General features: G+C 54.1%; 9 protein-coding genes and 1 tRNA gene. All 10 read right to left on the bottom strand.

Annotated elements, in window-relative coordinates; all coding sequences use genetic code 11:
- Nucleotides 1–57 precede the first annotated feature (57 nt).
- The 10 genes from EXN22_RS17545 to pheS all read right to left on the bottom strand — a co-directional run bounded on the left by EXN22_RS17545 (nucleotide 58) and on the right by pheS (nucleotide 12842).
- Nucleotides 58–3156 carry an HsdR family type I site-specific deoxyribonuclease gene (locus EXN22_RS17545; RefSeq protein WP_130265265.1) on the bottom strand — a complete coding sequence of 1033 codons (3099 nt, stop codon included), beginning with the start codon at nucleotides 3154–3156 and terminating at the stop codon, nucleotides 58–60.
- The gene (locus EXN22_RS17550) at nucleotides 3153–4415 is read right to left on the bottom strand and encodes an AAA family ATPase (protein WP_130265266.1); all 1263 of its coding nucleotides are present in this window, start codon (nucleotides 4413–4415) and stop codon (nucleotides 3153–3155) included. Before EXN22_RS17550 ends, EXN22_RS17545 begins: the two co-directional genes overlap by 4 nt.
- A gap of 1 nt (nucleotide 4416) precedes the next feature.
- On the bottom strand, nucleotides 4417–5508 hold the full coding sequence (locus EXN22_RS17555; RefSeq protein ID WP_165392231.1) for a restriction endonuclease subunit S: 1092 nt from the start codon (nucleotides 5506–5508) through the stop codon (nucleotides 4417–4419).
- Nucleotides 5505–7061 (bottom strand): type I restriction-modification system subunit M, encoded by a 1557-nt coding sequence (locus EXN22_RS17560; protein ID WP_130265268.1) that lies wholly within the window; start codon nucleotides 7059–7061, stop codon nucleotides 5505–5507. The genes EXN22_RS17555 and EXN22_RS17560 overlap by 4 nt, the downstream gene beginning before the upstream one ends.
- Entirely contained in the window at nucleotides 7058–7270 is a 213-nt protein-coding gene (locus tag EXN22_RS17565) for a helix-turn-helix domain-containing protein (RefSeq protein ID WP_130265269.1), read from the bottom strand. Before EXN22_RS17565 ends, EXN22_RS17560 begins: the two co-directional genes overlap by 4 nt.
- A gap of 1317 nt (nucleotides 7271–8587) precedes the next feature.
- Nucleotides 8588–8664, bottom strand: a tRNA-Pro gene (locus EXN22_RS17575).
- Nucleotides 8665–8770: 106 nt separating this feature from the next.
- Nucleotides 8771–9127 carry a MerR family transcriptional regulator gene (locus EXN22_RS17580; RefSeq protein ID WP_130265270.1) on the bottom strand — a complete coding sequence of 119 codons (357 nt, stop codon included), beginning with the start codon at nucleotides 9125–9127 and terminating at the stop codon, nucleotides 8771–8773.
- On the bottom strand, nucleotides 9108–9410 hold the full coding sequence (ihfA, locus tag EXN22_RS17585) for an integration host factor subunit alpha (protein ID WP_130265271.1): 303 nt from the start codon (nucleotides 9408–9410) through the stop codon (nucleotides 9108–9110). Before ihfA ends, EXN22_RS17580 begins: the two co-directional genes overlap by 20 nt.
- 3 nt (nucleotides 9411–9413) lie before the next feature.
- Nucleotides 9414–11789 carry a phenylalanine--tRNA ligase subunit beta gene (gene pheT, locus EXN22_RS17590; RefSeq protein WP_130265272.1) on the bottom strand — a complete coding sequence of 792 codons (2376 nt, stop codon included), beginning with the start codon at nucleotides 11787–11789 and terminating at the stop codon, nucleotides 9414–9416.
- A 36-nt stretch (nucleotides 11790–11825) separates the two neighbouring features.
- Nucleotides 11826–12842 (bottom strand): phenylalanine--tRNA ligase subunit alpha, encoded by a 1017-nt coding sequence (gene pheS / locus EXN22_RS17595; protein ID WP_130265273.1) that lies wholly within the window; start codon nucleotides 12840–12842, stop codon nucleotides 11826–11828.
- Nucleotides 12843–12869: the final 27 nt, after the last annotated feature.

Genomic DNA, 12869 nt, shown 5'->3' on the forward strand with positions numbered 1-12869 from the left:
GTCAAAAGTGACGATGATGTCAATGAAAGCATAGAACCCTCCCCCCGAAATTCTCTCTTAGATCTGCCCACCTACACCTTTAAACTTCTCAACAAATGCAGCGATTTTCTGGAATACGCTCTGTTTTTTAGTCAAATACTGCGGGTTCAGCGGGCTCATCTTGGGCAGAACAGAATTCAGTTCCGTACCGCTATCGCTGGCGAATTCCCGCTTCAGCGATGTGGTGATATAGCGCCTAGCTGCCTCATCGTTAAGGTTCTCTGTGACAATCAACTCCTGCACTTCGTGGTGCTGCTTCTTTTGGGCAAAGGTGAAGAAGGCATCAACCACGCTGGCCTTGTCGCCAGTTTGATCGAGATCAGTCATATTGATGAAGTCGACCAGTAGGCTCTCTTTTGCGCGGTTGCCAAGGCTTGCCCGGATCACACGTCGCACCTCATCCACCAGCTCCGACTTACTTCTGATTTTCTTGTTGTGCTCGAAGATCAGCTCCAGGATGTAGTCCAGATTGATTTCCTGAGACTTCAAAAGATCAATCTCAAAAACCACATCATCCCAGTCGATAGTGGACTTTTCTTTCTCAGCCCCTGCTTTTTCACGGCGTAGCCAGTCGCGCACATCGTTGTAGGTTGAACGGTAGTCCTGAACCTTCCGCTCGGTTGGGAGCGTGATGGCCTGCAGTGAAATCAGATCATCATCGCTGAGGTAGTGTTTGGCCTTAAACGCCTCCACCGCAGCTGAGTCGGCCATATCGAGGGTTTGCAACTCTTTCAGGCTGGCGAACTCGTCATAGTTCTGCAGCACGTTTTCTACACGTAAGTACTCGCCAAACAACTTGGCGAAGGCCTTTTTGTCGGCCTCCGTCTCAATGGCGGAAGGGTTCGGGAAGCGTGCTTCCAATTCCTTTACCACATCCATGAACCCCCTACGCGATTCACCAGTGGCCGCATCCGTGAAACCTTCCATGTAATCTTTGTAGCTCTTCTCCAGCACCACGTTCTTGGTGTTCGTGTCACCGAAGATTGTGATGGCGTCGATGGTCGCCTGTTCCAAATCGCGGAAGGTGACGATATTGCCGAAGGTTTTAGTGGCGTCAAAGATGCGGTTGGTGCGTGAGTAGGCCTGCATCAACCCGTGGTAGCGCAGGTTCTTGTCGACAAAGAGAGTGTTGAGCGTAGGGGCATCAAAACCGGTCAGGAACATGCCCACAACGATGAGCAGGTCAATTTCCTTGGCTTTGACCTGCTTAGCCAAATCGCGGTAGTAGTTCTGAAAGCCTTGGCTGTCTACGCTGAAGTTGGTCTTGAAGAGCGTGTTGTAGTCGGTGATGGCCGAACTCAAGAACTCCTTGGCGCTGCTATTCATGGCAGATACATCAAAGCTCTCGTCTTGGATGTCGCCTATCGCGTCCTGCTCCTCGTTGGCCGCGAACGAGAAGATGGTCGCCACCTTAAGCGGCTTGTCGCTGTTCTTTTGAAGCTCACAAAAACATTCGTAATACAGCTTGGCTGCATCCACGCTGCTGACGGCAAACATGGCATTGAAACCCTTGTTGCCTGCGTGGAGGCGGTGGGTTTTTTGTCGGAAGTTGTTCAGAATGTACTGGGTAATCTCGCGAATGCGAACCGGGTGCAGCAGGGCTTGCTTGTTCTCCGCTGCACTGAGTTTCTTCTCGTCCTGCTCGGTCTCGATGACCTTGAACTGCGGACGCACATCGTTGTAGTCCACCTTGAACTTCAATACCTTCTCGTCGCGGATCGCATCGGTGATCACGTACGAGTGCAGCTGACGGCCAAATACGTCGGCGGTGGTCTCGGCACCCAAGGCATTATCAGGGAAGATAGGCGTGCCGGTGAAGCCGAACTGGTAGAACCTTTTGAATTTTTTCTTCAGATTCCTCTGGGCTTCGCCAAACTGACTGCGGTGGCATTCATCAAAAATGAACACTACCTGCTTGCAGTAGATGGGTAAATCAGCCTCGCTCTTCATCAGGTTGTTGAGCTTCTGGATTGTGGTAACGACGATCTTGTTGTCGTCCTTCTCCAGGTTACGCTTCAGGCCTGCCGTGCTGTCCGAGCCATTCACGCTGTCCGGTGAAAAGCGTTGGTATTCCTTCATGGTCTGGTAGTCCAGATCCTTGCGGTCCACCACGAAGAACACCTTGTCGATAAAGTCCAGCTCGGTAGTCAGGCGCGCTGCCTTGAAACTGGTCAGTGTCTTGCCGCTGCCGGTGGTATGCCAGATGAAGCCGCCGCTTTCCGTGCTGCTCCAGTTTTTGGCCTGGTAGCTGCCTTTGATCTTCCACAGAATACGTTCCGTAGCGGCGATCTGGTAAGGCCGCATCACCAGCAGCGTGTTGTTGACGTCGAAGACCGAGTAGTGCAGCAGAACATTGAGCAGCGTATGCTTTTGAAAGAAGGTTGCCGTAAAGTCCTTCAGATCCTTGATTAACGTATTGTCCGCCCCCGCCCAGTTCATGGTGAAGTCGAAGCTGTTCTTATTGCGATGTGTGGTGTTGGCAAAGTAGCGGCTGTCGGTGCCGTTGGAGATCACGAACAGCTGCAGATACTTGAATAAGGATTGCTCGCCATTGAAGCTTTCCTTGCTGTAGCGGTGCACCTGATTGAAGGCCTCACGGATTGCTACACCCCGCTTCTTCAGCTCCACCTGTACCAGCGGCAGGCCATTGACCAGAATCGTGACGTCATAGCGGTTGGCGTGACTACCTATCTGCTCAAACTGCTTGATCACCTGTACCTTGTTGCGGGTAATATTTTTCTTGTCCAACAGATATATGTTCTGAATGCGCCCATCATCAAAAATAAAATCGTGAATGTAGTCGTCGTGAATCTTGCGAGTCTTCTCAACGATGCCATCGCTGGATTTGTCCAGCCAAGTCTCTACAAAGCGCAGCCACTCGCCGTCAGTGAACTGCATGTTATTCAGGCTTTGCAGTTGCAAGCGCACATTGGCCAGTAATAGTCCTGGTTTGTTTAGGTCTTCCAGGTATTCATAGCCTTGATTGACCAGATCCTGGACTAACTCGCGCTCAAGATCACCTTCGCTCTGGTAGCTGTCTGCGCCCTTCCAGTCCTGGACGTATTTATCCAAGACAATGTAGCTTTTCGACTCAGCAATTGGACTGTATTCGATCATGTGACTTTTCCCTGCCCAAATCGATAATTCTCGACAACATATGTGACCAGCTTTTCCAAAACTTTCTTCTCTTCAGGCTTCAAGGGCGCCACCTCTTCGGCCGCGTGTTTCGAATGGCTTGAGAAGTTAACAATCCGCTTTGCATAAGAGTTGGATAGACCATCATCTGCTTCCGGCAAAAGATGCTCCCACCTTTTGTACCCAAGAAACGTTGCCGTTTTTTCTAAAATATTACGAAGCAAATTGAAGTGATACTTATCGACTTGCCCGCTTTTAATGGCTGCCTCAAGCTGTGACAACAAGTGCAGATGATATGCAAACGGAGAGTCATTTGGCTGCTCCACTAGATGAAGACTGCCGTCCTCATTCTTCTCCAAGCGAGATTTGCTGAACCACTTAGATTTCCAGCTGTAGCGCTCATTTTTTTCATCACTACCGAATTCATTACAAAGAACATTAAAGAATACTGGGCTATGAGTTGTAATTATGAAATTAACACTGGACTTGTTTAATTTAACAAGTTGAGCCAAGTCCACAGCCAGCTGAATTAAATGATTATCATCCAATGAACTGACAGGGTCATCAATGAATACGTACTCAAGGTTGTCAAATGGTGTAGGCTCAGGATAATCAGGCTGAACATCGTTTAGAGTAAAAATCGCTTGTTCAAGCAACGTATAAAAAACACTCCAGATAAAGTTACATTCCTCACCCTTGGAGATTTTTAGATTCCCTGTGCGCTCATCATTTCCTCCTTCAAGTGAAAAAGTCACCTCCGAAAACGCATTGACTGCCACCTCTTGGCCGCTCTTATTTCTGAGCACATACTCTTCGTTGAATCGAGGCGTGAGCTTGTCGTTGGTGTAACGCTGAAAGTTCGTAACAATATTCCGATCCTGGCCTTGATCTTCCAGCACCCATTTAGTGAATGAGTTGGGTTGGATTTTCAGCTTTGGATCGGCGTCACCATTCAAATCGTTATCCCAATAGAATAAGTCTTCGGTAAACGCGCTGTAATATAGAATCTTTTTCTTGCCTAATTCTGACTGCTGGCCATCATCACCCGCCATTTTGGGGGCAATCAAATCTTTCAGCGCCCGCGACAAGCGGGTCTTCCCCGTGCCATTGAAGGCGTAGATAAGTTGGACCTTTGGAAGGGGCCTAACTTCCTCTACAACTTTTATTGTTTCGGGAACAGTTTTTTTAACCGTCTTCGGAGTACTCAGTTGCTTGGCGATGTCTCTGAGCGTCGTGCTCATTTTATGCCTCTACTTCTTCCGGCTTGGGATAGGTCAACAGCAAATCTCGACAATACACGTATTGCTTATGGCGCAACTCGACTTCTCGCCGCAACCCTTCAATTAGCGAATTGGAGAGGGCATTAACCTTTTCGAGAATACTAATGATGCGCTCTTGTTCGTCGATAGAGGGGACGGGGATCTTCAGTTCGTTCAAAACAGACTGAGTCTGACTTGGCACACCGCCAGCTTTATTCATCCCGCCCAGACCTACTGTCATTAAGAAGTAGTAAAGGAATTTCGGGCGGATCTGCGCTTCGTCAATTTCCGTATAGAAGATGGTGTCAACGTTCCAGAACGGAACGTCCACATAAAACAGATTGCCAAGCGAGCCTTTCCTCGGAATTAAGACTGAAGGTTTATTATAGGCATAAGTGTTGGCGTATCGCATGATACCACCAGATCCGTAAACTGGAAATTCTCCATCACCAAGACTCTTATGGTCCCTACCGTTCTTAATGCGCACAACATCGCCAAGACGCTTAAGCGCGACTTCCTTCCCTTCAAAGTTCAACAACCAGCCGAGGTAATAGTTGTACTGTTTTTTGCGTGCTTCAAGTTCACCAGTAAGCTCGTCGGTGAGTTCGTTTTTAAGCTCGGCGAAGGAGTCTAGTATCCTGACGACTTCGTCCTGCACTTCAAATGGTGGAATGGGGATTTCCAGTTCGTTCAATACAGACTGAGTCTGGCTTGGTACGCCACCTGCTTTGTTCATCTCGCCAAGGCCTACTGTCATTAAGAAGTAGTAAAGGAATTTCGGACGAATCTGCGCCTCGTCAATTTCCGTATAGAAGATGGTATCAACATTCCAGAACGGAACGTCCACGAAAAACAGATTGCCAAGCGAGCCTTTCCTCGGAATTAAGACAGAAGGCCTATTGTAGGCGTAAGTATCGGCGTAACGCATGATACCACCGGACCCATAAACCGGAATTTCTCCATCGCCAAGGCTCTTGTGGTCCCTACCGTTCTTAATGCGCACAATGTCGCCAAGACGCTTGAACTTCACCCCGTCCGAGCAGAGTTCTGCGATTAGGTCATTAACACGACTCATGCCTCCTGCTCCTCGCATTCAATCTCCGCGACGAGGGCGTCGATATTCTTACGCAACTGGTCGATTCTGGCGATGGTGGTTTTCAGCTCGGCATTGAGCTGGGCAATGTCCACTACTTCGCTACTGTCCTTGGGTTCCACGTAGCTGCTAACCGATAGGTTATATTCGTTAGCGGCGACTTTTTCAAATGGTACGGATTGGGCAAAATGATCGACATTGGCCTTGCTGTCGAACGCGTCCATGATGTCCTTGACATGCGAGTCCAGCAGGACGTTGTTATTGGTTTCTTTCTTGAACAGGCCGCTGGCGTCGATAAACTGGGTGGCGGTGTCGGTTTTGTGTTTGGATAGCACGAGAATATTTACGGCAATTGTGGTACCGAAGAATAGATTGGGTGCCAGCGAAATCACCGTCTCGACATAGTTGTTGTCCACCAGGTACTTGCGGATTTTTTGCTCGGCACCTCCACGGTAGAAGACGCCAGGAAAGCAGACGATAGCAGCGCGGCCTTTGCTCGATAAGTAACTGAGGGCGTGCAATACAAAAGCGAAGTCGGCCTTAGATTTAGGCGCAAGCACTCCGGCCGGAGCAAAGCGCTCATCGTTAATAAGCGTCGGGTCATCCGAGCCGATCCACTTCACTGAATACGGCGGGTTGGAAACGATGGCGTCGAAGGGTTTGTCGTCGCCAAAATGCGGGGCGATCAGGGTGTTGCCGAGCTGGACGTTGAACTTGTCATAGTTGATGTTATGCAAGAACATGTTCATCCGCGCCAGATTGTAAGTGGTGTGGTTGATTTCTTGCCCGAAGAAGCCGTCTTCGATGATGTGCGCGTCAAAGTGCTTTTTAGCTTGCAGCAGCAGTGAGCCAGATCCACACGCTGGGTCGTAAATCTTGTTGACGCTGGTCTGCCTGTGCATGGCGAGCTGAGCAATTAGCTTTGAGACATGCTGCGGCGTGAAGAACTCACCGCCAGACTTACCTGCGTTGGCTGCATAGTTGGAGATGAGAAACTCGTAGGCATCGCCGAAGAGATCGATGTTGCTGCCTTGAAAATCAGAAAAGTTCAGCTCGGCTACACCTTTGAGCACTGCGGCCAGGCGAAGGTTTTTATCCTTAACCGTGTTGCCCAGACGGTTACTTGTGGTGTCGAAATCAGCAAACAGGCCTCTGATGTCGCGCTCCGACGGGTAACCGTTAGCGGAGGTCTCAATGGCAGCAAAGATGGTTGCCAAGTCGGTGTTCAGACTCTCGTTGTTGTTGGCGCTTGCCGCGATGGTGAAAAATAGCTGGCTGGGGTAGATGAAATATCCCTTGGTCTTGATTGCGTCATCTTTAATCTCTGGGGTGATGACGCTATCGTCCAGCTTGGCATAATGAATGCTGTCGTCACCGCCTTCGATGTAAGCCTCAAAGTTTTCGCTGATGAAGCGATAGAACAGGGTACCGAGCACATACTGCTTGAAATCCCAGCCGTCGACCGCACCACGAACATCGTTGGCGATTTGCCAGATCCGGCGTTGTAGTTCAGCGCGTTGTTGAATGCTGGTCATGGTTGGTTTCCTGTCGAATTGATCATTTTTTCTTCATCCGCTCCACCGGCGCGCACCCAGTCATCCACCTCGGAAAGCTGAAATTTCCACAGCCTCCCGATTTTGTGTGCTGGCAGCCCCTTGTACTCGCGCCAACGGTAAACGGTGTCCTTCACGACGCCCAGATGGCGGGCAACATCGATTGCGGTGACCCAAGGTTCGGTGCTCATGGCATTGGAGCTCATGGAGGTTGTAAAGTAGTTCAAAGTAGTCTTAAGTCTGCCAGAAGGCTACTAGTGTCGCTATCTTTAAATGGTCATGAACCTGGCTTCACGATTAAGCGAGGTGCCGCTTTAAAGGACATGGCTTTGCCACACAATGCATTTTCAGTGGTCAACAACTCGCGGACACGGAATTGGTTTCTTTCAGCAACAGACGGCGGCACGAAACCGTTGGGCTGGTGCGGCCTTGTCCATTTTTACCACTGCATGAGATAGCGGCCGCTCCCCTGCTCGGCCAACGCTGTCGCCCTGTATCCCACCGTTGGCGCCCACTCCGTTTTCACGCTAAGGAACAGCCACGCCATGTGGGTTTTGTCATAGCAGCCCCCCCCCCCCGACGGCTCATGCTTTGAGTCACTCGACACTGCCATAGCCGCTGCCGGAAACTGGGGCTGCCATACTCGCTACCCTGGTCATGATGGAGCAGGACACCTTAGGGGCTGCCACGCATCTCCCAAGGCGTGTGGAGCGCCTTGATGACCAAGTCGGAGCCAGGTTTGGCGGACATCGCCCAGACCACCACTCTGCGGTCTTAAAAGCCCAAGACGATAGCAAGGTAACTCTATCGGCCCTGTGTCAGGATATAGGTAATGCGACCGCAACGAACTTTGTTCGCTATGCTCTCGAAGGCGGTGATTTCCCAACTGGATGCTCTAGTAGAGAAGCACGGCTGAAAACGTGCGCAGATCAATTAGAGTCCAGCGGGGATAGAGACTGATGCTGGCATATACCTCGCCGAGGCTCTGAATGCCAGCAGATATTCCGCAATTAGCAATACAGAGCGCCACGGCATCCCCAGTAGAAATCCAGCCATCTGGTATTCCCAAAGGCATTCCAGAACAATATGAAATATAGATTTTATATTTTATTTCAACATGATATTCATTTATTTCAGATCACCCCGGCACATTGATAACCAGCCGCTTGAGTCTTTCATCAAAGCTCGTCAGAACAAAACTCTGACAGGAGAAAGCCTACACCCTGCTCACTCTGGGCCTGCCTCTATCAGGATTCACGAGCTAGACCCGAGGAAAGCCGCAAGGCAACGCTCGAGGGCATGAACAAGTGCCTTACCAGCCACAACTTGAGCGCCGAACTCGGCCAGTTAATCGAAGCGGCGAACAAGGTCGGCAACCGATTCACGCGGGCTGGTGCTGACAATTCTGAAGAGGAGAATCGGATGAGGAAAAATGCGAAGTCACTCGAAAAGTCACTATGCCCAGAAACAACAAAACCACCCGAAGGTGGCTTAGTCGTTCTAAATAATGGTCGGGACGGAGTGATTCGAACACTCGACCCCTTGCACCCCATGCAAGTGCGCTACCGGGCTGCGCTACGCCCCGACTGGGCTTGAAGCATGTTCCCCTGGTTGCTGAGAACGTTGAAGAATGTACCCTAACCTTTTGAATTATGGAAGCATTTTTTCCAAAATTCCGGGCCCGATAAGGGTTACTTCTTCAGCACCACCAGAACGTCTTCCAGTTCGACAATCATCTGCCGGATCAGTTGCTTGTACTGGGTGGTGTCGTCCTTGGCTTCATCGCCAGAGAGGCGCAGGCGCGCCCCGCCGATGGTGAAGCCTTGGTCGTACAGCAGCGCGCGGATCTGGCGGATCATCAGCACGTCTTGTCGCTGATAGTACCGCCGGTTACCGCGGCGCTTTACCGGGTTGAGTTGCGGGAATTCCTGCTCCCAGTAGCGGAGCACGTGCGGTTTTACCGCACAAAGCTCGCTCACTTCACCAATGGTGAAGTAGCGTTTGCCTGGAATCGGCGGAAGCTCGTCGTTATGCCTTGGTTCCAGCATAGGCCTCAACTCGGGCTTTCAGTTTTTGCCCTGGACGAAAGGTGACGACTCGACGCGCCGTGATCGGGATCTCTTCCCCAGTTTTGGGGTTGCGGCCCGGCCGCTGGCGTTTGTCACGCAGGTCGAAATTGCCGAATCCGGACAATTTGACCTGCTCGTTGTCTTCAAGAGCGTGCCTGATTTCCTCAAAAAACAGCTCGACCAATTCCTTGGCCTCGCGCTTGTTCAGGCCCAGCTCCTCGTACAGCCGTTCGGCCATCTCAGCTTTCGTCAGAGCACCCATACGCTATTTCCTTAACGTGGTGTTCAACCTTTGTTCGAGCGAGGTGAGGATGTTCTGGGTTGCAGTGTTCACCTCTTCATCATTAAGAGTGCGCGATGGATGCTGCCAGGTCAAGCCGACGGCCAGGCTTTTTCTATCAGGATCAATGCCTTTACCCTGATAAACATCAAACAGCCTGAGGTCCGTGAGCCATTCGCCTGCGTTGTCACGAATTACTTCAAGCACCGAGCTCGAAGCAACATCACGTCCTGCCACCAAAGCCAGGTCACGACGCACTTCCGGGAATTTCGACAGCTCGCTGAAGGTCGGCAGGCGGCCTTCGGCCACTTCGGCCAATACCAGCTCGAAGACGAACACCGGACGGTCCAGGCCCAGGGTCTTGGCCAGCTCTGGGTGGATGGCACCCAGGTAGCCGACTTCGCGGCCGTCGCGCTCGATGCGCGCGGTCTGGCCCGGGTGCAGCGCCGGGTGTTTGCCCGGGACGAAGCTGAACTCGGCAAGCGAACCCGAGAAGCCCAGTACGGCTTCGACATCGGCCTTCACGTCGAAGAAGTCGATGCTGTCACGGCTGTTGGCCCAACCTTCTGGCAGGCGGCTGCCGCACACCACACCGGCGAGCATCGGCTGCTGCTTGAGGTCGCCCAGTTGGCCGACGAAGCGCTGGCCGCTTTCGAACAGGCGCACGCGGTCTTGCTGGCGGTTGAGGTTGTGCTGCAGCGACTTGACCAGGCCCGGCCACAGCGAGGCACGCATGGCCGCCATGTCGTTGGAGATCGGGTTGGCCAGCAGCAGCGGCTCGACGCCCGGGCTGAACAGTTCGAACAGTTTCGGGTCGATGAAGCTGAAGGTGATGGCTTCCTGGTAACCACGGGCCACCAGCAGGCGGCGCAGGGCTGGCAGTTCGCCACGGGCTTCAGGCTTGCCCTGCGGGGCCAGGCGCGCTTGCGGGTAACGGACCGGCAGGCGGTTGTAGCCGTACAGGCGGGCCAGTTCTTCGATCAGGTCGACTTCCAGGCTGATGTCGAAGCGATGGCTTGGTACTTCGACCTGCCACTGCCCTTCCCCAGCGGTGGTTTTCAGGCCCAGGCCGTTGAGCAGTTGCTCGACTTCGGCACTGGCCATTTCCATGCCCAGCATCTGGGTCAGGCGCTCGGCACGCAGGGTGACCGGTTCAACCTTGGGCAGGTGCGCTTGGCTGGTGACGTCGATGACCGGGCCGGCTTCGCCGCCAACGATGTCCAGCAGCAGGCCGGTGGCGCGCTCGATGGCTTCGCGGGCCAGTTGCGAGTCGACGCCGCGCTCGTAGCGGTGCGAGGCATCGGTGTGCAGGCCGTAGGAGCGTGCCTTGCCAGCCACGGAAATCGGCTCGAAGAAGGCGCTCTCCAGGAAGATGTCGCGGGTGCCAGCAGCAACGCCGCTGTGCTCGCCACCCATCACGCCGGCAATGGCCAGGGCGCGGGTGTGGTCGGCGATCACCAGGGTGTCGGGACGCAGGGTGACTTCCTGGCCGTCGAGCAGGACCAGCTTCTCGCCCTCCTCGGCCATGCGCACGCGGATGCCGCCGTTGATTTCGGCAAGATCGAAGGCGTGCATCGGCTGACCCAGTTCGAGCATCACGTAGTTGGTGATGTCGACGGCAGCGTCGATGCTGCGCACGTCGGAGCGACGCAGGCGCTCGACCATCCACAGCGGGGTTGGCCTGGACAGGTCGACGTTACGGATGACGCGGCCCAGGTAGCGTGGGCAGGCCGCCGGGGCCAGCACTTCAACCGGGCGCACTTCGTCGTGGACGGCAGCAATGGCCGGCACCACCGGGCGGGTGACCGCCACGTCGTACAGCGCGCCGACGTCACGGGCCAGACCCGCCACCGACAGGCAGTCGCCACGGTTCGGGGTCAGGCCGATCTCGATGCTGGCGTCGTCCAGGTCCAGGTACACGCGAATGTCTTCGCCAACCGGGGCGTCGGCTGCCAGTTCCAGCAGGCCGTCGTTTTCTTCGCTGATCTGCAGCTCGGCTGCCGAGCACAACATGCCGTTGGATTCAACGCCACGCAGCTTGGCCTTCTTGATCTTGAAGTCGCCCGGCAGTTCGGCGCCGATCATGGCGAAGGGGATTTTCAGGCCAGGGCGCACGTTGGGCGCGCCGCACACGACCTGGAAGGTCTCGCTGCCGCTGCTGACCTGGCACACGCGCAGTTTGTCGGCATCGGGGTGCTGTTCGGTGCTCAGCACCTCGCCGACGACGATGCCGCTGAACTGGCCAGCGGCCGGGGTGACGCTGTCGACCTCAAGGCCGGCCATCGACAGACGGGCGACCAGATCGTCACGGGATACCTGCGGGTTGACCCAACCGCGCAGCCACTTTTCACTGAATTTCATCCTGCTCTCCTGAAAGATTCGTTACGGGTGCGCGACCTAGCGAAATTGCGCAAGGAACCGCAAGTCGTTGTCGAAGAACAGGCGCAAATCGTTGACGCCGTAACGCAGCATGGCCAGGCGCTCGGCGCCCATGCCGAAGGCAAAGCCCTGGAACTCTTCGGGGTCGATGCCCGACATGCGCAGCACGTTGGGGTGAACCATGCCGCAGCCCATGACTTCCAGCCAGCCGGTCTGCTTGCACACGCGGCAGCCTTTGCCGCTGCACATCACGCACTGGATATCGACTTCAGCCGAAGGTTCGGTGAAGGGGAAGAACGATGGACGGAAACGTACCGCCAGCTCTTTTTCGAAGAACACCCGCAGGAATTCTTCGATGGTGCCTTTGAGGTCGGCGAAATTGATGTCGCGATCGATCAACAGGCCTTCGACCTGATGGAACATCGGCGAGTGGGTGATATCCGAGTCGCAGCGGTAGACGCGGCCCGGGCAGACAATGCGGATCGGCGGCTGAGTGGACTCCATGGTCCGCACCTGCACCGGCGAGGTGTGGGTACGCAGCAGCATGTTGGCATTGAAATAGAAGGTGTCGTGCATTGCCCGGGCCGGGTGGTGGCCGGGAATGTTGAGCGCTTCGAAGTTGTGGTAGTCGTCTTCGACCTCAGGGCCTTCGGCGATGCCGTAGCCGATGTGGGTGAAGAACTGCTCGATGCGTTCCAGGGTACGGGTGATCGGATGCAGACCACCGGAGGTCTGGCCACGGCCCGGCAGGGTTACATCAATGCACTCGGCAGCCAGGCGGGCGCTGAGCTCGGCCTCTTCAAACGCCGCCTTGCGCGCGTTGAGGACCTCGGTGACGCGTTCCTTGGCGTCGTTGATCAGCGCGCCAACTTTTGGCCGCTCTTCGGCAGGCAGATTGCCCAGGGTCTTCATCACCTGGGTCAGTTCGCCTTTCTTGCCAAGGAAGTGCACCCGGATCTGTTCCAGGGCATTGATGTCTTCAGCGCGTTCCACGGCCTCCAGGGCTTGGGAGACGAGCGCGTCCAGGTTTTCCATGTACAGACTCCAGATACGAAATAGGGG

This window comes from Pseudomonas tructae (assembly GCF_004214895.1).
Lineage (GTDB): Bacteria > Pseudomonadota > Gammaproteobacteria > Pseudomonadales > Pseudomonadaceae > Aquipseudomonas > Aquipseudomonas tructae.

What these genes read in the sequence shown, in the direction of transcription:
- EXN22_RS17545 (WP_130265265.1), bottom strand. Translation starts at nt 3,156, where the DNA reads ATGATCGAATACAGTCCAATTGCTGAGTCGAAAAGCTACATTGTCTTG.
- EXN22_RS17550 (WP_130265266.1), bottom strand. Translation starts at nt 4,415, where the DNA reads ATGAGCACGACGCTCAGAGACATCGCCAAGCAACTGAGTACTCCGAAG.
- EXN22_RS17555 (WP_165392231.1), bottom strand. Translation starts at nt 5,508, where the DNA reads ATGAGTCGTGTTAATGACCTAATCGCAGAACTCTGCTCGGACGGGGTG.
- EXN22_RS17560 (WP_130265268.1), bottom strand. Translation starts at nt 7,061, where the DNA reads ATGACCAGCATTCAACAACGCGCTGAACTACAACGCCGGATCTGGCAA.
- EXN22_RS17565 (WP_130265269.1), bottom strand. Translation starts at nt 7,270, where the DNA reads ATGAGCACCGAACCTTGGGTCACCGCAATCGATGTTGCCCGCCATCTG.
- EXN22_RS17580 (WP_130265270.1), bottom strand. Translation starts at nt 9,127, where the DNA reads ATGCTGGAACCAAGGCATAACGACGAGCTTCCGCCGATTCCAGGCAAA.
- ihfA (WP_130265271.1), bottom strand. Translation starts at nt 9,410, where the DNA reads ATGGGTGCTCTGACGAAAGCTGAGATGGCCGAACGGCTGTACGAGGAG.
- pheT (WP_130265272.1), bottom strand. Translation starts at nt 11,789, where the DNA reads ATGAAATTCAGTGAAAAGTGGCTGCGCGGTTGGGTCAACCCGCAGGTA.
- pheS (WP_130265273.1), bottom strand. Translation starts at nt 12,842, where the DNA reads ATGGAAAACCTGGACGCGCTCGTCTCCCAAGCCCTGGAGGCCGTGGAA.